The following is a 25,312-nucleotide window of genomic DNA, read 5'->3' as shown; positions in this document are numbered from 1 at the left end:
GCGCCTGTTTTGGCACGTTATTTGCATGGGCTAACTTCCCAGATTTGAGGAAGTACAACACATCGCCCAATACTCACCGACTGAAGTGGCGAAGACTATTCATGGCAAACACTGCGGCATCACTTTACTGCCCTAACTCCCGCTGTCAGGCTCCCAACTCCCAGAGGGATAAGTTTTGCCAGAAATGCTGCACGCCGCTGCTCAGGCGTTATCTGTGGGTGATTGGGGCAGGGACAGAGGCTTATCAAGTCGGGGAACTGATTGGCGATCGCTATCTCCTTGACCGTCCGCGAATTTTGTTGGATACCCAACCCAGCCTAACCCCCGAAACACCGGAGGAAATTCCGGCTCAGATTGCACCGTATCTCAGACTTTCCCCCTACACACTGCATGTCCCACAAGTGTATGGACGGCTGACCTTACCAGGCAAACGCCAGCCCAAGGCAGTTTGGCTACTAGAAGAAGCCGCCATCTTCGCCAGTGGTGCGAATCATGCCTTGGAGGGACAGTTGATGCCCGAATTATCCACAGCCTGGAAAGAAGCCACACCACGGCGTCAGCTCAACTGGTTATGGCAGCTTGCTCAGTTGTGGCAGCCATTGCTCCGTGAGGGCGTCGCTTCCAGTTTGCTGAACCCTAACCTGCTGCGAGTTAACAACTCCCTGATCCGCTTACAAGAGTTGCAGTTAGATAGCAAACAAACCCCTACCCTGCAACAACTTGGTCAGTTCTGGTCGCGCTGGTTTCCAGCGACAACGCCAGCGGTAGCGGAATTTTTACAACAACTCTATACCGATCTGCAACAGGGACAGCTAATAGCCTCAGACCAGCTCGTGGCACTACTAGACCAAGGGTTGAACGACTATGGGCGCTCTGCTAACACAGCCTGTACCTACCAAATTTTCACGGCAACAGATACCGGGCCCAGTCGCCGCCGCAATGAAGATGCCTGTTACCCACCGAGTGGAAACTTGGTAAGCCCGCCGCTAGGGGCGGAGGCGGTGGCAATTGTCTGTGATGGGATTGGGGGACACGAAGGGGGCGATGTCGCTTCCCATTTAGCGATCGACACTATTCGTCGGGGAGTAGACAAGTTGTTGGTCAACTCCAATTGGGAGCCAGCCAACTTGGCGCTGCATTTAGAGCAAGTCACTTGTGACGCTAATGATGCCATTAGCCGCCAAAATGACAGCGAACACCGTCAAGACCGCCAACGCATGGGCACAACCTTAGTCATGGCGCTGACCCGTGCCCATGAAATGTACATTACTCATGTGGGAGACAGTCGAGTTTATTGGATTACTCGCACGGGCTGCTCGCAAGTAACCCTGGATGATGATTTGGCATCTCGCGAGGTGCGCCTGGGCTATGCATTGTATCGGAATGCCGTGCAACAGTCAGCCTCTGGCTCATTGGTACAGGCGCTGGGTATGGGTTCGTCAACGACTTTGCACCCTTCTGTCCAACGCTTTGTCTTAGATGAAGACTGTATCTTCTTATTGTGTTCTGATGGATTGAGCGACAATGACCGAGTGGAGCAGTACTGGCAAACGGAAGTTTTGCCAGCCATTGAGGGTCAAGTCAGTTTGGCAACAGCCACAACGAGATTAGTCGAGATTGCTAATCAGCAAAATGGTCACGATAACGTCACAATAGCCCTCGTTCACTGTCAGGTGACATCGGGACAGGAAAAGGAAGGCGCTGTTGTTTCCTTCTCTCAACCTACCGCGTTGCCTAACCCCACCCTTAATCTTGAGGCACCAACGGACAAGGGGGTAGCCGTCTCGCGGATGAAAACGCAGCAGTTACAAGTACCTGAGCCGACTCGCACGCCTTGGGGGCTGTTACTAGGAATTGTTTTGTTGTTGGGGGTAGGCGGAGTCTTGGCTTATCTGTTGATTCCGGGTATCAATCGCTTCGTTGACCCTGTAATTGGTCTGGCTCCCCGGTCTACATCATTGCCGACTAGTACCCCCTCACCCACCGATTTGTCTACCAGTCCGGCTGCCGCTCCCTCCTTGGAAGCACCAGCCGTGATTCAAGTTGCCACCCCCACTACCAATGTTTCGGAGCCATTAACAGGGGTGCTGCTGCGACGCCGCTGGGAAGCGCCCCAGAACCGATTAGTTGTGGGACAAGCGCCTGCTGGTAGCGTGTTACAAGTGATTGCTAAACGAGCGGATTTGCAAGGAGAGGATTGGCTGAGGTTGCGATTTTGCTCAACTTCTGACAATCCCTCCAACTTACAACCGCCGACACCAGGGGCAGAGCTTTCTCCCTCTTCCCCAGCTTCCCCAGCTCAGTCATCAAGAGCGATTACCTATAATCAGCTAAAACCGGGAGATGATGGCTGGATTAGAGCATCCGATGCGATCGCCCAAATTAAGCCTAATTTCTTGCCCACTCCCGCTCAACTCGATAGCTGTGCTGTGCTGCCTCCCATCCCCGCTGACTCATCAACCCCAGTGCCGTCAAAGGCTGTACCCAGCCCTTCCCCGACAGGCTAGCGGTCTAGATAAACCTGAACAAGCGTCACCAAGAAAGCCCAAGACTCTGTAAACTGATATAACAAACGGTATTTTCGCTCTTTAATGGGCTTTGAATGTCTGGTATGGAAAATCCTTGCCTCAGTTTGGCGATCGCGCGTCTGACTACCGGGCAAGACAATTTTGCGATTTGGGTCACGAAAGCCCCCTACCCTGGAGGTTATGGTCATCATGACTCAACTTGGCCGGAAAGCTTAACGGTGACCTGGTTAGCTTGGCAAGAAATGTTTTCCCTGCGGGGTTTGCCCCATGTCCCCCTAGTTCATCACGCGACTCAGTCTGCACGCCTGTTGCCCTATGAAGTGAGCAATAGTCCGACGCCCGAAACCGCCAGCTACAGCAGCCGGATTATGCAACATCTGGGCATCAGCTTATGGCAGTGGCTATTTGAGGGGCCAATTCAAAACACCTTGGCTCAAAGCCGAGGAATTGCCCAAGGACAAAATAAACCCCTACGCGTGCGCCTGGAAATTCGCGACCCAGAGATCATTCCTTTGCCTTGGGAAATTATGCAGCCGATGGCAGGTAAGCAATCGATCTCCCTCAGTCAGCAATTATTGTTTAGCCGTACCACCAGTTATGTCGAGCCGCTGATGCCTCGGCGAAACGAACAGGCGTTAAATATTTTGCTGGTTTTAGGACAGGATACAAGCTCTTCAACGCTACCAGTGGGGAGTTTGGAGCTGGAGCAAGAAGCCTCCGCCTTGGTAGATGTACTTAAGGTGCGGGCACAACCAGACGCCAATAGCAACAAATTTGCCAGGTCTGTTGCCTGTCACGTCGATACCCTACTACAACCGACTCCTGCCGAATTGATTCAGGTATTAGAAAACAACACCTACAATGTTTTTTTCTACGCTGGTCATGGTATTCCAGCACCAGACGGTGGCTTGCTGTTTTTACGTGCTGATGCCACGATCAATGGCACTGAATTGGCGCAAGTGCTTGTGCGGGCGCAGGTAGCGCTCTGTGTCTTCAATGCTTGTTGGGGGGCGCAACCAGACCAGGCTGGCTCCAGCACTATCCCCCGAAGCAGCTTGGCAGAAGTTTTGATCCATCATGGTGTCCCGGCTGTCTTGGGAATGCGCGATTCAATTGCCGATCGCGAAGCGCTGAGTTTTATTCAAAGCTTTGCCCAAGCCCTCGCCCTCCGAATGCCTATCGACCAAGCGGTGGCGGTGGCAAGACAGCAGTTGTTGACGCTGTACAAATTTAATCAACCCGCTTGGACTTTGCCCGTACTCTACATGCATCCAGAGTTTGATGGCGAACTGATTCGCTCGGTAGAGGAGGGAATTACAGAACTTCCTAGTACACCGCCAAGCTGGGTAGGGGGGATGCCCCCAGTTGCTTCACTACGCTCTGTGGAAGAAAGCGATCGCCAGTGGCAGATTCGAGGTGGGTTGATGAAAGTGGGGCGACGCCCAGAAAATGACTTGGTCATTCAGGAACAGTGGGTTAGTCAACAACATGCCGAAATTATCTACCGCGATGCCTTTGCGGATGACGAACCAAGACCGATGTATTTTCTGCGTGATTTTTCTCGCAACGGGACACTAATTTTACGTCCAGAAGGTTGGCAAAAAGTACGCCATCAGGAAGTGCCTTTACCATCGGGAAGTCAGTTAAAGTTTGGCAGTACTCATGGTCAAACCCTGGAATTTGTCATCGAAACAACAGAGATGTCTCGCTGATTTCACCAGAAAAACAGAAATTTCGGGATTTGTTACGGAACGCTCTATTTTCTTTCTGTATCTACACACCAGGGTTCATTCATTCATAAACAAAAAAGGGGCGCTATGGTAATTCAACCTATTCACTTTCAAAATCGCGAACAGGCTCGGGACTGCCTGCAAGGAGAACTGATTGATGCAATTTTGCAGCCAGAAACTAATGATTGTTATCCATGGAATCCTGCCGATCCAGAGGCAGAAGCGTATTTTTCAGAGATAGAACAAGAGTTTTTATTTTCAAGTTTGTATGAAGACGAGGAGCTTGCCCAAGCTTCGCAATCATTTTTCACTCAATTGCATCACTGCTGGGGATCACAGGAGATAACCACCGAGGAAGCTGTAAGAGTTTCTCTAACTCAACAATTTGCCCACCGGGTACCTCAAGCTTGGCTAGAGGCGATCGCTACTTCCGCGCAACAAGTTTTTTCCCGTCAGTTATCTCTAGCCGAACAATTAGTCAGCTGTATTCAACCACTGCTCTCTAATTGGGCAGAAGAAGATTTACTCGTGTTTGCCCGTCCTTTGGCATATACGATGCGAGGAAGCCAAGACGTAACGGATTTGGAAGCGCAAGGTATTGTTCGACCTGTAGAGTGGGCGGAGTTATCTCCGGTAGAACAAGTGCGCTTGAGTATGGCGATCGCTAATGCCGCTCTTAAGGAAATTCAAAATTCCACTAGTGATGACGACGCCCTGTAATGGTAGCCAAGTCAATAGGTGATCCTCGGCGTTAAGCAATTTGAATAATTGGGAAAACTCTCATCTCCTACCAAGAAATAGACCTACTCAGTCCCGAACGGGTAAGTCTGATCGTCCTAGTGTAAAACAGAAAATTTTCTGTATTTGCTCTGTTCATTAGAAACTTTCCGTTGAAATGAGTATAGGAGAAACAATTGCCACTATTCTTTGACTGGCAAGTGAAGAGGAGTAATCTCTGGAAAGTGGCTCTCAATGGCCATTTATGAAGGCTTACTAAGAACAAAGCCTCAGACATTAAGAGTTGGGTGGTTTGGGAGCAAGGCAGCTTTGCCTTCACTACATATTGTAGGCAGCAAGAATTTTGTAGCGGAGTTAGTTACGGTTTTGGTAACTTACTTTCAATCGGGTTAATTATTACGTTTATATTTTTTGGCTGAGGCTAATGACGCTCTCGTCAGTTCCCTGTGTAGAACTGATCGGGTGATGAGGGGATGAGGGAGAGAAATCTCTTTCTTCCTCGTTGATATTTTTTAGTGAGGGGGTTCGAGAAAACGGGTGGCGAAATTTTGCGATCGCGTTGGTGACAATGCCCTAGCTTTGAGAATTGCAGCGGCTAAAAAGGCATAGGATAAGACTCCTACCAACGCCAAAAGCACGCCGCTAAAAAATCCCGTTGAATTCCATAAGGCATGGAGCGCTGAAGCGCTGAGATAGCCAATGCCTAAAATCTGCCATCGCTGATTGGGTTTGAGGACGCTCAACCCAATGAAGTAGCCAAAATAGCCGCTGTACGCCATATGTCCAGCGACAGAGCCTAAAATGCGAGGAATTAGTAATTGCAGACCTAATAGCTGCCCTGTGCCTTCCCCGGTTTGCAGAGTCACATTATCGATAATTCCCGGTACGTACTGCCCTAAGGTTTCTAGGAGGGTAAATCCCACGGCGGAAGCGGTGCCGAGTAAAATACCATCTAACGGTTCCCAGACTCCCAGACGTTCTCGCCAAGGCGATCGCCATCTCTGTCCGAGCCAATAAGCTAGCAGCACGGGCAACGCCTTGAGTAGTTCTTCCATCAGCCCTGCGCCAAAAAACATGCGGATCAGCAGGCTCAAAAAGTTGATTGGCTCACCGGGAGAGGGCAAGCTTCCGGGCAAAATCCCTCGAAAAACGGTGATAAACAGCAACAACAGGGGACTAACTAAAATCAGTCCTGTAGCGATCGCCGCACCCAATAGCCACCACCAGGGTTTGCGCTTGCCGCAAAGCTGATAGACAAAGTAATAAGCCGCACCCGCTAGATAAGCCGCTAGCAGCAGATTGAAAAAGATGGGTTGTCCTACAGCCGCAAACATCAACACCACAAAGACGACAGTGAAGATGCCGGGAATTAAGAAGGCTTTGCGAGTCAAATCCCGTCCTGTAGAAACAATGGGAAAGAGCTGGGTGAACGTCACAGCATCCGGGGGACGACCACCCACAGGAATACTCAAGGGCGGTTGTGAGATTGCTGATGCGACTGTAGGCGGGTAAGCGGTCTGGGGTGAAGGTGCCTGACTGCTGCTATAGCTAAGTAGGGATTCAAAGAGAAATTCTGGCCCCTTCTCTCCTAGCACAAAGCGATCGCCCGATCGTAAAGGCTGGCATCCTTGCAGGCGTCGCCCATTGATATAGGTGCCATTAGCACTGTTTAAGTCACAAATTTCCCAACCGGGGGACTGATTGTCTGACAATGCCACGGGACGAATTAGTACATGACGCCGGGAGACGCCAGGATACTGATTAGGCTCTAAAACCATTTGGCAACTGGGGTCGCGTCCTAGCGCCAGTTCCTGAGCTTCCGGTAGCTCCTGGTTGGGTAACAATCGACCTGCCGCTTCACCCGTCGATAACTGTCGCAAAAATCCCTTATAAGCTTGACCCTTCATGGATAGTAGTAGCAGTGAGTTGTTTAGCGTGTTCTACCAAACGGACAAAGATATTGGCTTAGACTACTCTAGACGATCCCACACTGAGCTAAAGGAAGATCAAACCCGTGGCTTGTTCTACCGAACTTTCCCATCAAGCGATCGCGTTGGCTCAACTCCATTTAATTTAGCCTTCTGGGGGAGCCATCCTATCATGAGTAATACAACCTCCGTAGGGATAACCGCCCTATGAGCTTCGCACCAATGCCAACGTCCCTATAGGTATCTCACTCAATTAAAAACCGCTGTGATTTCCGTCAATCTGTGATCGAGCAGACACACAACAGCCTATTGAGCCTTTACACTAAACACAAAGTGTTAGTTTTTTTGCCTAACTATCTGTTAAATCTTGCTGGTTGCGAAGACATTGATTGTAAGACTGATAGAGAGAGGCACAGCTGAGGAGCAGGAGAGGTCACAAGTGTAGGCTTTTTACAATATTGAAAACTTGATTTGAAGACAAATCTGGGATTTATTAGTAACCAACTTTAAGATAGACGACTCACTTTTTTTAACAGATAGTAGCGCCACAATGATTGCACTTTTAGCCGTACTTTCGGCTTCAGCGGCAGCAGGAATGAGAATCGCCCTGCCCCTACTCGTCATCGGATTGATGCAAAGTGACAATCTTTGGTCGCGTGTACCGATTTTGTCTCGTATTTCGCCACCAATTCTCCTCGGCGTTTTGACAACCTGGTCGTTATTTGAGCTATTTGCCTCCAAAAGCTTATTGGGGCAGCGCATACTTCAGATTATCCAGCTTCTCCTTAGCCCAATTGTGGGTGCAATCATGAGCATTACCGTCGCTCAGTTTACTGACGCAGCGGTGGAATCTGTCTGGCTAGTCGGGTTCGTCGGTGGTTTGTTTGCTTTTGTTTTGCAACTGGTACAAGTCGGCTGGTTTTATCGCCTCCGGGGTTTGCCTCTCTGGGTTGTCTTTATCCAGGATGCCTTGTGTGTTGCCTTAGTGATTTTTGCTTTTGATGCCCCTCACCCAGGTGGCTTAATCGCCCTATTTCTGCTGTGGTTGTCGGTTCGCAGTTCTAGGTATTGGCATCGCTGGTACAAAGGGCGACACCCATCTTCTCCGCGTCCGTTCCCTCAGAAGCGTGATTAATAAAGGGGGAAGTTGTTGCAGTAAAACCCCATGAAGTAGGGGAGTTGGCACCTACGGGAAGTGCATAGGGCGATTGAGTCTGAGATGCTTTGCTTTAAGAATGATTGCGATCGCTAATCGTTAGTTTTTGTAGCCCAATGCCGGAGAATTTTGATCAAACCTTCTACAAGATACCCACCAAGTGCAGCAATCCGTGACCGCTGACTAGCTCAAACACTAAGGCAATAAAGCCCAGCATCGCGATCCGTCCGTTCCAAACTTCGGCAGTCGTCGTCATACCCCACTCCCAGCGCTCTTGAGGGTACATTTTGACTGTCTTTGTTGGACGAATAACTTCAGAAAATTGGCGTGATGGGGTGTTAATGGCTTCTATGACTAGATTAGCCAGAGAGTCAATGAATGTGGGATGGGTATTGAGTGCTGGAACCCGATGGAAGTTGTGGATACCTGATTCTTCTGCCAGTTCCCGATATTCGATGTCAATTTCTTGCAAAGTTTCGATGTGTTCGGAGACAAAGCTAATCGGTACGACGAGCAAGTCATGAACGCCTTGTTCCCCCAATTCTTTCAGAGCGTCTTCAGTGTAGGGTTTGAGCCACTCCACTGGACCAACACGGCTTTGGTAAGCCAAGGTGTGGGGATTGGGTCGATTGAGGGTTTGCATGATTAAGGCAGTGCAGTCCTCAATTTCTTGCTGGTAGGGGTCTCCGGCTTCGGTGACGTAACTTATGGGGACGCCGTGAGCGCTAAAGAAGATGTGAACGGAGTCAGGGTTGGGAAACTGCTCCAGTTCAGCAGCCATCAGTTCCGCCATCGCTTGCAAGTATTCAGTTTGCTGATACCAGGAAGGAATAACGGTGTATTCAATTTTGCTGAGTTTCGGGTCTTCTTGCCAAAGTTGTTCTAACAGCCGGAAGCTAGAACCGCTGGTGCTGATGGAAAACTGTGGGTAGAGGGGAAGAATTACCAACTGCTCAATGCCGTCGCGCTTGATGCGGGCGATCGCTTCTTCGGTGTAGGGATGCCAGTAGCGCATCCCAATATAAACATTAACCTCTTGCCCTTTTGTCTGTAGCTGCTCTTGGAGGGCTTGGGCTTGGGCTTCTGTAACCTGCCGTAAGGGGGAGCCACCACCAATCTGGCGATAGTTTTCTTGAGATTTTTTCGCACGTAGTGTTGAAATCAACCAGGCGAGGGGACTTTGTAGCCAGGAAAAGGGTAAGCGGATAATTTCGGGGTCAGAAAATAAGTTGTATAGAAAGGGACGAACGTCCTCTAACTCATCTGGTCCACCTAAATTTAGTAATAAAACCCCAACACGACCCATAGCGATAACAGCTTTCCAAAAATTTCATATTTGTTACTGATTTTAACAATATATTCTTTTGGTAGTTTGTAGTTGCATGAAGAAATACAGATTATTTTCTAAACCTGAGCCGTGGCAACAATTTTAAGAACGTGGAGTTATCAATATCAATGGCTATATGACGCGATCGCGCGACTAGCTGCCTTGAGTGTCGGTGGCGAGAAACGCTTTCGCCATCTGGCATTGCAGGGATTAAATATTAACACCGATACTCAAGTGTTAGATCTATGTTGCGGTGCGGGTCAAACCACTGAGTTTTTAGTGCAATTTTCCCATCAGGTCACAGGCTTGGATGCCTCGCCTGTAGCCTTACAAAGAGCGCAGCAAAATGTTCCCCAAGCCACCTACGTTGAAGCCTTGGCAGAAGCGATGCCCTTTCTTGACAATCACTTTGATGTGGTTCACACCAGCGTAGCAATGCACGAGATGAATCCTTCCCAGTTGCTAGAAATTCTCAATGAGGTCTATCGAGTCCTGAAACCTGGGGGAGTTTTTGCCCTGATCGATTTTCATCAACCTACTAACGTCCTGTTTTTGCCAGGATTGACCTTATTTTTGTGGTTGTTCGAGACACAGACAGCTTGGCAGTTGTTGGAAACTGACTTGGCTGAGTTGCTCAAACAGGTAGGGTTTGAGAAATGTGATCGCACTTTACATGCAGGTGGGAGTTTGCAAGCTATTCAGGCGAGGAAGGGGAAAGAAGTATGAAGTATGAAGGGTGAAGTATGAAGTATGAAGGAGGTTATCAGTTTTCCTCATCGCCTCATCGCCTCATCGCCTCATCGCCTCATCTCCTCTGCTCCCCCGCTCCCCCGCTCCCCTGCACCCCGTTCGGCTGAGCTTACGTCGAAGCCTGCACCCCCGCTCCCTGTCTAGAATGCCATTAGCAGGCGGTGGCTTGACTGGCTTCTGGTAGGGGTGGACGCAGACAAAGGTAGATGAGGGAACCGAGTAATGGTATCAGTGCTACTACCCAAAACAGAGCAGAATTGTCTAACCCCCGTCGTGCCATGTCGTCTTTGAGTAAGACGGGAAACAGGAGGCAAAGCAGGCAGAAGTCCAAACTCATGACGTGAACAAAGCGGTTGGTTTGCCACTGCTGGACAAAATCTGCCCAGCTTCCCTGCAAGCCATAGCTAATCAGTCCCACTGTCGCAATACTGAGCAAGACGCCCGTCCAGCGGGAGTCTAGCAGCTTGAGAAAGATATCTTTAGACCCGCTAAAGGTTTGATCGGGTTGACGCAAAGCCAGGTAAGGCAACAGGGAAAAGATGCCCACGCCGAAGGAAATCGTTGCAAAGGGCCAAGCGGGAACTTTTTGCTCTCTGCCATCGATGAACATCAAGCAGCTATATATAAGGGGCCAAATTCCCATGATGTAGAACAGGGCAACAATCAGGGGGTTAATACCCTCAAGTTTGCCCGTAGACATATTAATAATTAGCTCTGCTGTGTCCGGTTGGTTGGGAGGAGCCAAGAGAAATGCGTAGCTGATAAATCCCAACCATAGTAACCAAAGTCCAATTTTTTTAACCATAAAGAGAATCTCATCCTAATTATTTTTCACTACTACTAATCTGGCTGACTTAGAGCATCAGAGAGGTAATCAGCAGAGGCTTCTACAAGGGCGATCGCATTTTCGTAAAGCATACGTGTTGGGCCCAAAAGACCGACACTGCCCACCGGGATTTTATTCTGGTGATACATGGCTGAAACTAAGGTACAGGCTCGCATTGGTTCTAAGGGGTTTTCTGAACCAATCCGCACCGTTACTCGCCGTTCTGATGTTGGGGTTTCTGGTAATTCAAAGATTAAAGGCCAAAGCTGGTCTTGTTTTTCTTCCAATAGGTGTACTAAACTCTGCACCTGCTGCAACTCTGAAAATTCCGGGTGACGCAAAACCTCAGAGACACCGCGAATCATGATCGATGTGGAGGAGGGCGTTTGGGTGCGGCGAGTTATTTCTAGCAGTAACAGACGTAAAAAATCGGTATAGCATTCAAATTCCCGGTCTAACTCCCCCAAATCCAATGCAGCTAATTCCGCTTGCGATCGCCCCTGTAATTGGCTATTTAAAAAGTTAGATAAAATCTGCAACTCTCGCGGGTCAATCTCTGGCGGTGACTGACCATCAGCCAAGGGGGACAACTCCATAATTACCGACTGGGTTTCATAGGCATCTGTCACCACAATCAGCATGATCCGCCCGGTTTCTACTTGCAGCAGGTGAACGTGTCGCAAACAGGTGCTGCGAGTCTGAGGCATAGTAATCAACGCAATATAGCCACTCACCGTCGCCAGAATTTGCGCTGCGCCCCGTAGCAGAGCCTCAAAGCTGCCGTGTTCGTTGTTCCATTGGTCTGTGAGCAAATGCTCAACTTTACGCCCCATGGTCTCTGACGGGGTCATTAGTTGATCGACATAAACCCGGTAGCCAGAATCTGAAGGGATGCGTCCGGCAGAGGTGTGGGGTTGATACAACAATCCGACTTTTTCTAAAACCTTCATCGCATTGCGAATGGTTGCCGGACTAACACTGAGGTCATACCCTACCGCCAGTGCTTTTGAACCAACGGGTTCTGCCGTCGCGATGTAATGACGGATTGTTGCCCAAAGAATATGTTGTTGCCGATTACTCAGACTGACTTGCATAGAGGTGTCAACCATAGCTGAACTTAATCCGGTTTGAAAACGTGCCAGTGATTAATCCAGGTGATGATTGAGGGCAAAAATTTGCTCACTCGGATTTTTTGTAAGCATCAAGGCTTTGGTTACTGACGGCATACAGAGCCACAATGTTCGGAGCAATGAAGTGAAATGACATCGCCAGTTTTCAGGGCTGGTGTAGCCATGCTAGCAACCTGTAAGACCTAGGGTTGAATTAACGATAACAAAAACCCTAGGAGTAGCGCGTGATGTTAATTAATACTGAGGGACGGTTGGGTCAACTTGCCAGGAGTAGGCATCAATGCCGCCAGTAATATTTTTAACATTGCTAAAGCCCTGGCTGATCAGCCACTGACACATTTGTGCTGAACGCACTCCGTGATGACACAGAACCAGAGTTTCGGCATCGGGATCAAAGTTCACGGGGACTTGTTCTGACCACTCTGCAAACTGACTCAAGGGCAAATTATGAAAATTTTCTAAACAAGCGATCGCCACTTCCTGGGGTTCTCGCACATCAATCAGTTGTAATTTTTCCGGAGACTCCGTTAAACGCCTTGCGAGTTCGTTAACACTAATTTCAGCAATGGGTTGACTAGAAAATTGAGCAGACATTTGTTTTTATGAATGATTTTTATGGTACAAATCCTCAGACTTTTTCCCTCAAAAGCCTTTACGTAAATCCAATACAGACATTTCCATGTATCTTGATGCTGAAGAATGGCAATTTTTAACTTGCGGGAAGTTTGAGGGATTAATTAAGTTCTGCATTCTAGGGGCTGTGATCGTCGGATACCTAAAGATAAACTTATCACCCTTCTCAAACTCTCTCCCGGTAGGTCTTGGATGAGATGACCTTGAGCTGAGATAATACGGTGGGGGAAGCGCCATCGCAAGGAGCGCGACTACCACCCGTAGGTAATGTCAGGATTTAGCATGAAGCTACGCTCATTTTTCCAGATTCTGGTAGCCGTCGCTATCGGGCTGCTTTTAACTGCTGCTGTTGGCTTTTACTGGCTCACGTCTCAAAGTCCCTTGGCTCTCCTCCGGGGTGGAGCGATCGCCAACCCAACGGCGGCGATGTTTGTACCAAAACAGTCACCCGTGATGGTGTCTTTGCTGGTCAATCCAGACCGTTTGGAAGCGTTTCGGCAGCTAGTCGCTCGTCCGGGAAACCGTCGGCGATCGCGGACTGAACTCAACCAAATTGAACAAACTCTTTTGGGGAATACCGACTTAGACTATCGCCGCGACATCCAGCCCTGGTTGGGTGAGGAAATCACCCTCGCTGTGACTTCCTTGGACTTTGACCGCGATCGCCAAAATGGAGCGCAGCCTGGATATTTGCTAGCTGTAACGACGAAGGATGCGGAACGTTCGCGGGAGTTTTTGCAACTGTTCTACTCCCAGCAAGCCCTCGCTGGTACTTACGAGTTAGCCTTTGAGCAATACAAAGGCGTCAACTTAATTTATCGTCGTCCCTTGGCTGAGGCGGTGGCAAACAACGGCAATCTTCCCTCCACGCTGACAAGTGCAGTGATTGGCGATCGCTTTGTCTTATTTGCCAACAGCCCCAAGGTTTTGCGTAGTGCCATTAATAATGTCCAGGTAGAAAGCTTGAGTTTGATAAATTCCCCCGTTTATCAACAGAGCCTACAGAACCTCACGAAACCCCGCATCGGCTTAAGTTTCGTCAATCTCCCTGCCATCGCGGCGTTGATTGCCAACGAGCCGAATCCGGAGTTAGACCCGTCACAAGTACCACAGACGCTGACTATTGGTTTGGCATTAGACAAACAGGGATTAGTCGCCGAAACCGCTCTACAAGGCACCAGTACGGAAGACACGAAACTCACCCTTTCTGAACCTGTAAAAGCGTTGGAGTACATTCCTAAGAAAGCTGCATTAGCCGTCGCGGGTGTGGACTTAAATCAACTCTGGACTCGCCTTTCGGCGGGAGCCACCCAAGACGACCTATCCCAACTGCTAAAACAATCCATTGCCAGCTTAGAATCTCGTTGGAACGTGGATTTAGCCAAAGATATCTTTAGCTTTGTAGAAGGTGAGTATGCCTTGAGCCTGCTCCCGCGCTCAGATCGGGTCAATCCTGACTGGATTTTTGTTGCCGAGAAAACCGCAGGTGCAGACGCGAAAATCGAGCATCTTGATAATCTGGCGAAGGCAGAAGGATTTAGTGTCGGCAATCTCTCCGTGGGAAATCAAACCATCACGGCTTGGACAAAGCTGATCACCACCACGAAGCTAGTTCCGAGTCAAGATGACGGTTTGATGAAGCTAGAAGCACAAGTACGGGGAGTTCATGCAGAGGTGGAGAACTACGAGGTTTTCGCCACCTCAATTGAAGCCATGGCGGAAGCCTTAGAAGGACGCTCAAATTCTTTAATCGCCCAAGAGAAATTCCAAACAGCGATCGCTCCCTTACCGCCGCCAAATAACGGCTATTTCTATCTAGACTGGAACAGCGCCCAACCCGCAATCGAGCGTCAACTGCCTGTAATTCGGTTTGCCGAACTCGCGGGTAAACCGTTATTTGACCATTTGCGATCGCTTAGTATCAGTAGCTACGGCAGCACGGATGGTGTCCAACGCAGCAAATTATTTTTCCGATTAGGTAACGCCAACGCTACTTAATGGGCATTCTAAATAAAAGCGACTCATGTAAGAGAAAAATTTTGTGCAACCAACCCAAAGACCCAGAGTCAAGATTTGCTGCATCGGCAGTGTCGAAGAAGCCAAACTCGCCATTGACTACGGTGCGTCTGCCTTGGGCTTAGTCTCAGAAATGCCCAGCGGTTCAGGAACCCTTTTTGAAGGCGCGATCGCTGAAATTGCCGCCAGTGTCCCGCCCATGGTTGCTTCTTTTTTACTGAGTAGCAAAACAGACACCGCCTCGATCATCGCCCAGCAAAGGCGCTTGGGTGCCAACACCATTCAACTTTGCCACCGCCTGCAATCAGGAACCCATCAAGAGTTGCGTCAGGCATTACCAGGCATTTCCCTAGTTCAGGTGATTCATGTCGTTGGCGAAGAGTCCATTGAGGAGGCGATCGCGATCGCCCCCCATGTCCACGGACTCTTACTTGACTCTGGCAACTCATCAACGAGGAAAGAGTTGGGAGGAACAGGACACCTTCATGATTGGACAATCAGCCGCCGTATCCGGGAGTTAGTCGATATCCCCGTTTTTCTGTCGGGAGGACTCAGCCCAGACAATGTGGGTGAAGCGGTACGCCAAGTTCATCCTTTTGGTGTCGATGTTTGTAGTGGCGTCCGCACCCACAAAAAATTAGATCAGCGCAAGCTCTCGCAGTTCTTTCGGGAGCTGACTTCGAGTTTTGAGAAGGATTTCTTACCCCAGTAAACTGATCAACGGGGTGAGGAAAACTACACCCCTTTGAGTACAGAACTAGGTAGCTTATTCCCCCGCTTAACCTCACCAATCTTCCTTGGGCGCACTAAGATCGAGATAGGGAAACAAAACTTAACAGTTTTCCTCGCTGAAAGATTTCAGTGACTGACATGACGCCTCAAAGGAGGCTCTGCATGACTAAATTTCTCGTTAGCGTGCTCGTATTTACCATCGACATGCTCTATCGCGATCGCCCCTATCAGCGATTCTATGTTTTAGAAACGGTGGCTCGCGTTCCTTACTTTTCCTTCCTTTCCGTTTTGCACCTCTACGAAACTCTCGGTTGGTGGCGCAAAGCCGACTGGTTAAAAGTCCACTTCGCAGAATCTTGGAACGAACTGCATCACCTGCTGATTATGGAAGCGTTGGGAGGCAACAATAGCTGGAGCGATCGCTTCCTTGCCCAAAGTGCTGCCCTAGTTTACTACTGGGTCGTAGTTGTCCTCTACCTGATCACACCCCGCACCGCCTATAACTTCATGCAGATGGTCGAAGAACACGCCCATCACACCTATGCCACCTTCTTAGTGGAGCATGAAGCCGAGAAGGCACAACCTGCACCCCCAGTAGCCATCAGCTACTACCGCGACGGCGACCTCTATATGTTCGATGAGTTCCAAACTGGCACCGTACCAGAATCGCGACGCCCCGCCGTAGACAACTTATATGATGTCTTCGTCAACATCCGTGACGACGAAGGAGAACATGTCAAAACTATGGTGGCTTGCCAGCAACCTGATGCTCAAAACACCTTCAAGAGTCCTCACACTCCGGTCATTCAGGAGGCTAAAGTTGTTCTCCCCTCTATCAAGGATAAAGACGTTGAGTTAGTGACTGCTGGTCACTAAATGGCGATCGGGATTAGCCATCAGGAATGAACTATCACCAACTCAATAACTCCTACTAATTCCTGCCTAACGACAGGATAAATACAAACCTTCGCTAAGAACTAAATTTAGTGGAGGTTTGTTGATTTGTCGGGTGATACCAAATTCAATTGATGACCTACAATTCCCCAAAATCCCCTCTCCCGCTTGTGGAGTATTCGACGTATTTGAGGTAAGACGCCATTCCTAGTTCTATTCCCCAAAACACCAGATAAAGAATAACAAACCTACAAAAACGCTCAAAGAAGTCAAGGGTTTTAGGGAATGTAGAAGATCTAACGGTACTAAGACCAGCACTTCTGAAAAAAACCAGCTAACCAACAACAGCAGTGTAATCAGGATAAATAGAGGCATATTCTCTCTAGAGTGCAATAAAGAAGAAAAAAAACCAAAAAATCAATGTGGCAGAAAGCCCACTGTCACTTCTGTATCTGCAAAAAAAAATTTGTATGTTGAAATAAAAGAATGAAGACTAGTTTGATTCGACAGGTAGTCGGAGTCAAGCATCAACAAGGCGCAAGTATGGGTAGGAAGGTAACAGCAATGTTGAAACTGTATCATTGGGGTTGTCTGGCATTAGTTGCCGCTCTAAGCGCCGCACCAATTCTTGCCCAAGAGACAAATTTTGGGACGTTGAAATTAAAACGGGGTTTTGAACCTGCAGCCGGAACAGCCGCTGGCTATACAGGCGGTTCTTTCTCCTTGTCAGCTATTGCCAATCAGGACATTGAAGGCAACCCCTGTGTAGGGTTTGGAGATTCAACCCCCGATCACATTCTGATTTTGGATGAAAATTTTCCAAAACTGAATGTACGAGTCAACAGCAGCGGTTATGACACCACCTTAGTGATTAGAAAAACAGGCGGTAATATTATCCGTTGTAATGATGATAGCGACTCCAGCCAAAACCCCAGCATTAATGCTGAAAACTGGAAAGCTGGCGAATATGAAGTTTGGGTGGGGGCAATAGACGCAGGTACAAAGCGTAACTACAGCATCTCTGTACGGGAATAGTTAATTTAGTCGATTTTTGCCTTTATAAAGCTAAATTAAGCAAAACTTCCCAAAAATTAGCATGGGATAGTTTTGCTGTTCCCTTAGAAAGGGGCGGTTAAGCAGCTTTAGACGATAAGATAGTCTATGGTTTGTTGTACCCAAGTGAGAGCAAGAGTCCAGTGCTATCCGAGCTATTGGCTGACTTCCGGATCATCTTTGAACGTGACCCAGCGGCACGCAACTGGCTAGAGGTTTTATTTTGCTACCCCGGTTTGCAGGCGCTGCTGTTGCATCGCTTCGCCCACTGGTTGAATTTGCTGGGGCTTCCCTTCATCCCCCGCTTAATTTCCCAGTTCTCCCGCTTTCTAACAGGAATTGAAATTCACCCCGGTGCTTCTATTGGGCGAAGTGTTTTCATTGACCACGGGATGGGGGTAGTGATTGGAGAAACCGCTATTGTGGGAGACTACGCCCTGATTTACCAAGGCGTGACCCTTGGGGGAACAGGGAAAGAAGGTGGTAAGCGTCACCCGACCTTAGGAGAAAATGTCGTGGTCGGTGCGGGGGCTAAGGTTCTTGGGAATATTCAAATCGGCAACAATGTCCGGATTGGTGCCGGGTCAGTCGTTTTACGTGATGTCCCTTCCGATTGCACCGTTGTCGGCGTCCCTGGGCGCATTGTCTATCGTTCCGGCGTTCGGGTTAATCCGTTGGAGCATGGTAGCTTGCCGGATTCAGAAGCGGCTGTAATTCGCACCTTGGTAGACCGGATTGAGTCTTTAGAGCAACAAATTCAAGAATTACAAGCGCAGCCAAAAACTCCAGCATTGGCTCACACGTCCTCTGCAAAGTATGTTGTGGTTGAGGAGAAGGACGCGACTCAAAGTTGCCGCCTCAGAGATAAAGAGATTCAGCAGTTTCTAGATGGTAGTGGAATTTAGCGGCTTACAAAGGCAGAACTTACGCAGATGAGGCGTGAAAACGTTGATTCTTGTAGGCTGTGTTGAAGCATGAAACCCAACACCCACATGGGTTACGCTTCGCTAACCCATCCTACTAAGTAATTAAGACTTAGTGGGATTGGTTCCAATAGCAACGGCGGTTGAATCAATCTTGCCATCGTCGTCGCTGTCGTTGCTCAATTTTAAACAATTACAAATAGTTGAACTTTTAAGGTTCGATCACAGACTCTTCATAATCAGCACAGCCCATCCTAGTCTGTGTGGGAGATGATCGAATGGGAAAAGGTTGCAAGTAACCTCTGCCGTTAAAATTCTTAGGAGTAAAGAAGTTGATAGAAGCCATTGAAAGTGCTAAAGAAGCTGCAACTTTTGCGGCAGTTGGTGCGGTTGTTGGTGGAGTTGTATATCACCAAATCGGTGGAGCCGGTTTAGCAATTGCAGGAGGAGCTTATCCTATCGGATTGGCGGCATTTACGGGTGCTGGTGCAGTGGCTGGACTGGCAGTTCATGGTGCTACAAAGGAAGCCGTCAAAAACGTTAAAGAAGCTGCAACCTTTGCAACAGTTGGCGCAGTTGCTGGCGGAACTGTGTACCACCAAACCGGAGCAGCAGGTTTTGCTGTTGCAGGAGGAGCTTATCCTGTTGGTTTAGCAGCATTTGTGGGTACTGGTGCAGTAGCTGGTTTAGCAGCTTTTGGGGTGAAAAAGTCCGTTTTTGGATGAATTGTAGTTTCGATTCGCTAGTTTAATTACAACTTTCATCTCAGTGTCAACACTGGGATTTTTTTTGGGAAGAGTGCGATCGCCATCGCCCGTAGTAGCGATCGCCCCCTACTCAGCAACCGAAAGCCAAGCCATCAAAACCCTATACATAGCGCAAATACTGGGTATTTTCAATCTTTACCGCTACATCTATATCGCCTATAGGAGTAGCCATCAATGAAGCCTGAGAGGTGTCCCATTTCGTGCAGCAGGGTGGTGAGGAGGTCGTATTTGCCAACTGCATCACCTGTGGTGGCGCGGAAGGCAGTGTCGGTGAGGGTTGGTTGGCATCAGTGTCGATGAGGAGGGTGCCGCCGTTGGGGCGTCCAGAGGGGTCGAAGGAGGTAATTTGGGCTTCTGCTAGTTGTCCGGTGGGGAGATCCTGAATAGCTAAGTTGAGGTTAAAGGGAATCTGTGTCTGGAGAAAGTCTATCAAAGCGGATACGTTTGTATTTTGGAGTGATGTGCTATGGCTCTCAGAAAAATGACTGCTGAGGAGTTCTTGCGGCGTTACGCCGCTGGGGAACGAGATTTTTTTGGAGTTGAACTCACTGATGCTGATTTGAGTAGGGCGACTGGTTGGGAAAAGAATAACCCGGTCGGACAAACTATCACTGGAGCGGTTCTGGGTGAGGGAGATTTTAGTGGCACTAACTTCTGTGCTAACGATATGCGTGGTTGTAACTTTGGCTACTCCAATTTGACTCGATGTCAGTTTACTCTCGCCAACCTGACTGGAACCTCCTTCATCGGTGCTGATTTGAAAGGAGCTACTTTTGAAGGAGCTAAGTTGATCCGTGCTGAGTTGACGGAAGCTGATCTCCGTGGGGCTAACCTGACTGGAGTTGATCTGACTGGAGTCAATATGACTGGAGCTAACGATGAGGGAGCTTGGTACGAGAGTGCTCTCTTTTTCGACACCACTCTGCCCGATGGAACTTTCTTGCAGGGTTCCCATCCTGTTGAAGATTGAATCAGTGCGATCGCAATCGCTCGTAGTAGCGCGCCCCCTAGTCAGCAACCGAAAGCCAAGCAATCAAAACCCTAAAGAGGCATTTATATGATTGAGATGACCAAAGAAGAGCTGTTGAGTAGATATGCTGCTGGGGAAAGAAACTTCTCCGCCATCAAATTTAGAGCCGACTCTGAACGCAGATTCTATAGAATCGATCTTCACGGTGCTGACTTGCGGGGTATCAACCTCAGTGGTTCGGACTTGACCTTCACTGATTTGAGAGAGGCTAATCTGAGTGGAGCAATCTTGAGCGGTGCTACTTTGACTCAAAGCGATCTGAGGGAAGCTAATTTGGAAGGAGTCATTGCTGTCGGTACTATGTTGGGGAGAGCTGGTCTCTCGTTGTCTAGTCTGTGTGATGCCAATCTGACTGGAGCAAGTTTCTTGCAAGGTGGTTGTAGCTGTGCTGATTTTACTGGAGCCAATATGTACGGCGTCACAATGGCTGAATATATCGTTGATGGGGCTGATTTCAGCAACGTCGATCTCGAATTTGCGACTATTATTAAAGTTGACTTTTCCAAAGCTGATGTCAGAGGTTTCTTTACTTTTCAACAAGCTTTTTTCTGGCAAGTCACTTTGCCCAATGGAGTGTATATTGAAGGACCGATCTTCAACCCCTAAAGCTGACGAATCAGCCAAAAGGTTTGCTTTAGTGAAAACTGGGATACTCCCAAAGCCATTTCTGCTTTCAAGGTGCTCTTCCAAATCATCCGGAATTTCCGAGAAGAAATCTAGTTTAGTTAGTGCGATCGCAATCGCCCGTAGGTTAGGTTGAACGACAGAGAAACCCAACAGCCGCCACTCTATTCCCCCACTAGCATCCCCTCAAAAGCTATCTCCTGATTCATCCCCCAATTCATCGGATAAACTCCCGCCGCTACATACCGATGAAAACTTGAATATTCCCAATCTTTCACAACCTTCACCCAACCCTGTTTGACCGGATTGAAGATCTTGGGTTTCGTGACGCTAAATCCTAACCTACTAGCGATTAGTGGCGATCGCCCCCTACTCAGCAACCGAAAGCCAAGTAATCAAAGCCCTATACATAGCGCAAACAACGGCTAATTTCAATCTTTACCACTACATCTATATCGCCTATAGTCAAGGTTTAGCTTAAACCTACAAGCACTTCAATTATGGTCAGAGAGCTTGAGCGGCAACGCCAGGTAGACAAATTTCCAAAGGCGGCTCCGGCTGCCAATCCGGTGTTCTTTAGAACTTACAGTCGCCGTACAGAAACCGGACGAGAGACATGGGACGACGTATGCGATCGCACCATTCAAGCTTTGTCCAAACTCGGTAAACTGACAGAGTCAGAAACTGACCTGCTCAACCGGATGATGATTCAGCTCAAGAGCCTCCCCTCTGGGCGCTGGTTGTGGGTGGGAGGAACAGAGTGGATAGAAAAGCCAGAAAACTTTTCTGGAGCCTACAACTGCACCTCTACCAACGTTGTAGACTGGCGTGCCTTTGGTCTGATGATGGATTTGGCAATGATGGGCTGTGGCACAGGTGCAGTTCTCGAACCGAAATATATTAACCAACTCCCCGCGATTCGCAATCGCTTGGTTGTCACCATGCAGGGTGAAATTGGCAGCACCCCAGCACGAGAGCGGCGCGAAGAGACAGAAGTCAAAATTGTTGGCAATCAAGTCTACATGCATGTAGGGGATAGTCGCCAAGGGTGGGTTAAGTCCTATCAAACCTTGCTGGAACTATCCAGCGATCAGCGCTTCTCAGGCGAATCAACAGTAGTAATTGATGTCAGTGATGTCCGGGCTGCGGGGGAACCGCTCAAAGGCTTTGGAGGTGTAGCTAATCCCGTTAAATTGACAGGACTGTACGAGCGTTGCGCGTCCATTCTCAACAAGGCAGTAGGACGAAAGCTCAACTCTGTAGAATGCTGTCTGTTGATTGACCAAGCCGCCGCCACAATAGTCGCCGGAAATATTAGGCGCTGTTTGCCTGAAGATGCTCTGGTTCATACCAGTAAAGGGCTAGTTCCCATTAAAGACATTCAGGTTGGCGATTTGGTACAAACTCCCTTAGGCTTCCGTAAAGTCATTAACAAGTTTGATCAGGGCTTGCAGGATGTCTACGAAATCGATACTAATGCTACTTTTCCTCGCGCCACATTAAATCATCGCCAAGCCGTTTTAGCGAATGCTAGTGGTGAGATCACTTGGAAGTATTTGGCTGCATTAGCTGAGGGCGATCGCCTCATGCACAACTCACAAGTCTTACCCGGAACTGTGACCCAGCTTCCCCCAGACTTCACGAGCGATCGTCCCATGCAAAGTCGCACTGCCAAACCTTTGACGATCCCAACCCTCACACCTGAAGTGGCTTGGCTACTTGGCTTTACTCATGGAGATGGTTATGTTGCGCTAGGTCGCAATAAGCACGGCAAACCCTACGGTCGTGTTGAGTGGGCTACCAACGGGCTTGACCCACACCTCGTGTCCCAACTTAAAACCAAGCTAGCTAATGCATTGGCTGGTTTTGGGCTAACGGCTGAGCAAGTGACTGTTAATGGCGAAAATACAGTTAAATTTGTTTGTTCATCCATTCGGTTGGCAGAATACTTCTACCGCTACATCAAACAACCCAACCAACCTCTAGAAGTTCCTAGCTTCATTTTGCAAGGCTCGGTCGATATTCGCGCTGCTTATCTAGCAGGATTGGTCGATAGTGATGGCGCTATCAACAATCGACCTCCCTATCTTGTGACCACTGTCTATCGTACCTTTGCTCGCCAAGTGGGTGTGGTTCTATCCAGCTTAGGAATTGCGGGTCGTATCAATATCACCCGACCCCAACAAGAGAACTGGCAAGCAAAATATAACCTCACAATTCCGGCTCTGAAGAACTGCTATAACGCCCTAATTGCACCGCACTCGGTCAAGGGTGAACTACGGCAGAGGCTCAAAATGTATGGCTTCACAGTTCCTGGAGCAATCATGCGTGCTGCCTACACTTATAGCGAAATGCGTGAGATGGGCTTCAATGGTAGCCGCACCGTTGAAGCCAACTACGAACGCTATATTGCAGAATCTGATGTTTCGCTCGATATTCCCGTCACAGTTAAAGGGCTAGGAAGCTACGACCACGTACCCACCTACGACATTGAAGTTGAAGAAGCCCACTGTTTCTATTGTGATGGTTATCTGACCCACAACAGCGCGGGGATGAGACAATTTGACAGTGACGACACCCTGGCTGCCACGGCAAAAGATAATCTGTGGATGCAGGATGCCGAGGGAAATTGGCGGATAGATCCCGAACGAGATGCCCTACGGATGGCGAATCATACCCGCGTCTTTCATCGCCAGCCCTCTGAACAAGAGTGTCTTGAGGCAGTTCGTAAGCAGTTTTATTCAGGCGAAGGGGCGATTCAATATGCTCCAGAAGCACTAGCTCGCGCCAGCTCAGATATCTTGCAGGAGCCGAGCGTCAGGCAAGAATTTCTCAACGCCTATACACAGGGGAGAGAGGAAGCTCGTCGCTGGTTGCAACAGCATCTACCTGGGGTGCCGCCGGAGCAGATTGAGCATCGTTTAGAGCGATACGCGCTCAATCCCTGTGGTGAAATTATCGGCTCAAATTTTCACTGCAACTTGAGTGAAATTCACCTCAACCAAGTCGATCCCCATAACGAGCAAGAGCAAGAAGAAGCCTTTACAGCAGGAGCTTTGTCTGTAGCTGCCCTCCTCAACCATCGCTTTGTAGAGGAACGCTATCGCCAATCTAGAGAGGAAGACCCAATTGTTGGGGTTTCCTTTACGGGATTGTTTGACTTTTTTGTGACAGCGTTTGGCGTAGACTGGTTGCGCTGGTGGGAAGCGGGTAGACCAGATACAGAAGCAGGAAAAGCCTTTAAGCAGGGCGAGGCGGAGTATTTAAGTCGCTGGAAAGCGATCGTGCATCGGGTAATCTGGGAGTATTGCGATCGCCACAATCTCAAACGCCCAAACCGTTGCACTACCGTTCAGCCGAGTGGTACCAAATCCCTCCTGACTGGAGCCAGTCCCGGCTGGCACCCCCCCAAAGCCCAGCGTTTTATTCGTCGGATCACCTTTGGGAAAAATGACCCCGTGGCTAAGGCTTGTATTGATTACGGCTACGCGGTTATTCCCTCACAGTCAGATAAGGATGAAAATGGGAATCTCCTGAACGATCCCTTCGATCCCCGTGTCTCAGAGTGGCTTGTGGAAATTCCCGTTGCTGTACCTTGGGCTGATTTACCCGGAGCCGATGCCATCGACATTAGCAAGTTCTCGGCTTTGGCTCAGATGGATTTCTATCTACAAGTTCAGTATCACTACGTCACGCATAATACCTCGGCAACCATAGAGCTGCGGGAAGCAGAAATTGAAGCCTTAAGCCGTCGAATTCACCAGGCGATTGGCGAAGATAAAGGCTACATCTCTGCGGCGCTACTGGCACGGTTTGACGATTTGCAAACCTTTCCCCGCTTGCCCTTCGAGCCAATTTCTGCATCGCAGTATGAGCAGTTAAGCCAGGATGTGCAAAAACGTGCTGTGACTCAGGACTTTCAGGCGGCTTTGAGTCAATACGACTCTGGCTATTTAGAGGCATCTGGCCCGGCTGGGTGCGACTCAGATAAGTGCCTGTTCTCTGAGGCAAAACCAGAGTAGAGGCAAGTCATAACGACTAGGGACGTTGCTGACAACGTCTCTAGAGGTTTTTTGCATCCTGAGAATTAGTAGTGATCGCTCTTTACAACCTATTGCTTTACCTTCAACCCCAAGAAGGCTCCCGTCATAATATACAAAGTTGGCGGCGAGATGAAGGGCATCCCTCGCTATGCATTCGGTACTCCGAATTAGTGGCGGGAGGATGTCAAAAAGAAACACGCTAGGATGATTGTAAAGATAAGTAATCATCTACGTATATAAACCCAGCACCGACAAGGAGACTTTCCATGTTCCTCACTGAACTGACCCCTATTTTTCAAGACTTTACAAAACAACCCCTGGCTTTTTTGGGGGGATTGGTTTCAGGTGTACTGAGGCTGAACTTGGCTGACGAGCCTGTCAAAACCTGGCTAGATAAACAGGCAGGATCTCCCTATACAAAGGCTTCTACCGATAGCAGCAACGGTCAAATAGATCGACCTCAGTCAATTTCGATTGACTAAAG

The 25,312-nt window shown here is 48.9% G+C and carries 22 protein-coding genes and 1 pseudogene; 16 read left to right on the top strand and 7 right to left on the bottom strand.

Features of this window, described 5'->3' with window-relative positions:
- Nucleotides 1-101 precede the first annotated feature (101 nt).
- From AC5JR3_RS18260 to AC5JR3_RS18250, 3 genes are all read left to right on the top strand, one after another.
- On the top strand, nucleotides 102-2,507 hold the full coding sequence (locus AC5JR3_RS18260; protein ID WP_495847981.1) for a protein phosphatase 2C domain-containing protein: 2,406 nt from the start codon (nucleotides 102-104) through the stop codon (nucleotides 2,505-2,507).
- 95 nt (nucleotides 2,508-2,602) lie between these two features.
- Nucleotides 2,603-4,240, top strand: coding sequence for a CHAT domain-containing protein (locus AC5JR3_RS18255; protein WP_495847980.1), 1,638 nt, complete (start codon nucleotides 2,603-2,605; stop codon nucleotides 4,238-4,240).
- 105 nt (nucleotides 4,241-4,345) lie between these two features.
- Nucleotides 4,346-4,978 (top strand): hypothetical protein, encoded by a 633-nt coding sequence (locus AC5JR3_RS18250; RefSeq protein ID WP_495847979.1) that lies wholly within the window; start codon nucleotides 4,346-4,348, stop codon nucleotides 4,976-4,978.
- A 530-nt stretch (nucleotides 4,979-5,508) separates the two neighbouring features.
- On the opposite strand, the gene AC5JR3_RS18245 is transcribed toward AC5JR3_RS18250, so the two are convergent.
- Complete coding sequence (locus tag AC5JR3_RS18245; protein ID WP_495847978.1) at nucleotides 5,509-6,903, bottom strand: PrsW family glutamic-type intramembrane protease; 1,395 nt, start codon at nucleotides 6,901-6,903, stop codon at nucleotides 5,509-5,511.
- On the opposite strand from AC5JR3_RS18245, the gene AC5JR3_RS18240 reads away from it, so the two are divergent.
- Entirely contained in the window at nucleotides 6,902-7,135 is a 234-nt protein-coding gene (locus tag AC5JR3_RS18240) for a hypothetical protein (protein WP_495847977.1), read from the top strand. The two genes, AC5JR3_RS18245 and AC5JR3_RS18240, sit on opposite strands and share 2 nt — an antisense overlap.
- Before the next feature lie 339 nt (nucleotides 7,136-7,474).
- A complete protein-coding gene (locus tag AC5JR3_RS18235) occupies nucleotides 7,475-8,059 on the top strand; it encodes a DUF4126 domain-containing protein (RefSeq protein WP_495847976.1) in 585 nt (194 codons plus the stop codon).
- 163 nt (nucleotides 8,060-8,222) lie between these two features.
- On the opposite strand, the gene hemH is transcribed toward AC5JR3_RS18235, so the two are convergent.
- Nucleotides 8,223-9,386, bottom strand: a complete 1,164-nt coding sequence (hemH, locus tag AC5JR3_RS18230) for a ferrochelatase (protein WP_495847975.1) — start codon at nucleotides 9,384-9,386, stop codon at nucleotides 8,223-8,225.
- Nucleotides 9,387-9,497: 111 nt separating this feature from the next.
- Here hemH and AC5JR3_RS18225 point away from each other — a divergent pair, with 111 nt between their 5' ends.
- Nucleotides 9,498-10,133: a class I SAM-dependent methyltransferase gene (locus tag AC5JR3_RS18225; RefSeq protein ID WP_495847974.1), complete on the top strand. Its 636-nt coding sequence runs from the start codon at nucleotides 9,498-9,500 to the stop codon at nucleotides 10,131-10,133.
- Between the two features lie 175 nt (nucleotides 10,134-10,308).
- Here the strand turns inward: AC5JR3_RS18225 and AC5JR3_RS18220 are convergent, their stop codons facing one another.
- The 3 genes from AC5JR3_RS18220 to AC5JR3_RS18210 all read right to left on the bottom strand — a co-directional run bounded on the left by AC5JR3_RS18220 (nucleotide 10,309) and on the right by AC5JR3_RS18210 (nucleotide 12,707).
- A complete protein-coding gene (locus AC5JR3_RS18220; protein WP_495847973.1) occupies nucleotides 10,309-10,962 on the bottom strand; it encodes a DUF2834 domain-containing protein in 654 nt (217 codons plus the stop codon).
- A 35-nt stretch (nucleotides 10,963-10,997) separates the two neighbouring features.
- Nucleotides 10,998-12,077, bottom strand: a complete 1,080-nt coding sequence (hrcA, locus tag AC5JR3_RS18215; RefSeq protein WP_495848072.1) for a heat-inducible transcriptional repressor HrcA — start codon at nucleotides 12,075-12,077, stop codon at nucleotides 10,998-11,000.
- A gap of 270 nt (nucleotides 12,078-12,347) precedes the next feature.
- Entirely contained in the window at nucleotides 12,348-12,707 is a 360-nt protein-coding gene (locus AC5JR3_RS18210) for a rhodanese-like domain-containing protein (RefSeq protein WP_495847972.1), read from the bottom strand.
- 321 nt (nucleotides 12,708-13,028) lie between these two features.
- Between AC5JR3_RS18210 and AC5JR3_RS18205 the strand changes: the two genes are divergently transcribed.
- The 6 genes from AC5JR3_RS18205 to AC5JR3_RS18180 all read left to right on the top strand — a co-directional run bounded on the left by AC5JR3_RS18205 (nucleotide 13,029) and on the right by AC5JR3_RS18180 (nucleotide 19,089).
- A complete protein-coding gene (locus tag AC5JR3_RS18205) occupies nucleotides 13,029-14,744 on the top strand; it encodes a DUF3352 domain-containing protein (RefSeq protein ID WP_495847971.1) in 1,716 nt (571 codons plus the stop codon).
- 43 nt (nucleotides 14,745-14,787) lie between these two features.
- Nucleotides 14,788-15,474, top strand: coding sequence for a phosphoribosylanthranilate isomerase (locus tag AC5JR3_RS18200; RefSeq protein WP_495847970.1), 687 nt, complete (start codon nucleotides 14,788-14,790; stop codon nucleotides 15,472-15,474).
- Between the two features lie 182 nt (nucleotides 15,475-15,656).
- On the top strand, nucleotides 15,657-16,370 hold the full coding sequence (locus AC5JR3_RS18195; protein ID WP_495847969.1) for an alternative oxidase: 714 nt from the start codon (nucleotides 15,657-15,659) through the stop codon (nucleotides 16,368-16,370).
- 504 nt (nucleotides 16,371-16,874) lie between these two features.
- Nucleotides 16,875-17,423, top strand: a complete 549-nt coding sequence (locus AC5JR3_RS18190; protein WP_495847968.1) for a hypothetical protein — start codon at nucleotides 16,875-16,877, stop codon at nucleotides 17,421-17,423.
- A 161-nt stretch (nucleotides 17,424-17,584) separates the two neighbouring features.
- On the top strand, nucleotides 17,585-18,346 hold the full coding sequence (cysE, locus tag AC5JR3_RS18185) for a serine O-acetyltransferase (RefSeq protein ID WP_495847967.1): 762 nt from the start codon (nucleotides 17,585-17,587) through the stop codon (nucleotides 18,344-18,346).
- Nucleotides 18,347-18,696: 350 nt separating this feature from the next.
- Nucleotides 18,697-19,089, top strand: coding sequence for a hypothetical protein (locus AC5JR3_RS18180; RefSeq protein WP_495847966.1), 393 nt, complete (start codon nucleotides 18,697-18,699; stop codon nucleotides 19,087-19,089).
- Nucleotides 19,090-19,231: 142 nt separating this feature from the next.
- On the opposite strand, the gene AC5JR3_RS18175 is transcribed toward AC5JR3_RS18180, so the two are convergent.
- Entirely contained in the window at nucleotides 19,232-19,564 is a 333-nt protein-coding gene (locus tag AC5JR3_RS18175) for a hypothetical protein (RefSeq protein WP_495847965.1), read from the bottom strand.
- Between the two features lie 33 nt (nucleotides 19,565-19,597).
- On the opposite strand from AC5JR3_RS18175, the gene AC5JR3_RS18170 reads away from it, so the two are divergent.
- Both AC5JR3_RS18170 and AC5JR3_RS18165 read left to right on the top strand, forming a co-directional pair.
- Nucleotides 19,598-20,101 carry a pentapeptide repeat-containing protein gene (locus AC5JR3_RS18170; RefSeq protein WP_495847964.1) on the top strand — a complete coding sequence of 168 codons (504 nt, stop codon included), beginning with the start codon at nucleotides 19,598-19,600 and terminating at the stop codon, nucleotides 20,099-20,101.
- A gap of 87 nt (nucleotides 20,102-20,188) precedes the next feature.
- Nucleotides 20,189-20,767 (top strand): pentapeptide repeat-containing protein, encoded by a 579-nt coding sequence (locus AC5JR3_RS18165; protein WP_495847963.1) that lies wholly within the window; start codon nucleotides 20,189-20,191, stop codon nucleotides 20,765-20,767.
- Between the two features lie 182 nt (nucleotides 20,768-20,949).
- Here AC5JR3_RS18165 and AC5JR3_RS18160 read toward each other — a convergent pair.
- Nucleotides 20,950-21,096: pseudogene (locus AC5JR3_RS18160) on the bottom strand (REP-associated tyrosine transposase); the annotation flags it as partial.
- Between the two features lie 189 nt (nucleotides 21,097-21,285).
- Here AC5JR3_RS18160 and nrdJ point away from each other — a divergent pair.
- A complete protein-coding gene (nrdJ, locus tag AC5JR3_RS18155; protein ID WP_495847962.1) occupies nucleotides 21,286-24,807 on the top strand; it encodes a ribonucleoside-triphosphate reductase, adenosylcobalamin-dependent in 3,522 nt (1,173 codons plus the stop codon).
- 287 nt (nucleotides 24,808-25,094) lie between these two features.
- Nucleotides 25,095-25,310 (top strand): ssl0294 family protein, encoded by a 216-nt coding sequence (locus tag AC5JR3_RS18150; RefSeq protein ID WP_495847961.1) that lies wholly within the window; start codon nucleotides 25,095-25,097, stop codon nucleotides 25,308-25,310.
- Nucleotides 25,311-25,312: the final 2 nt, after the last annotated feature.

The organism is Kastovskya adunca (genome assembly GCF_059505785.1).
Note: the sequence above shows the minus strand (reverse complement) of the source record. Positions and strands in the feature narration are given on the sequence as shown.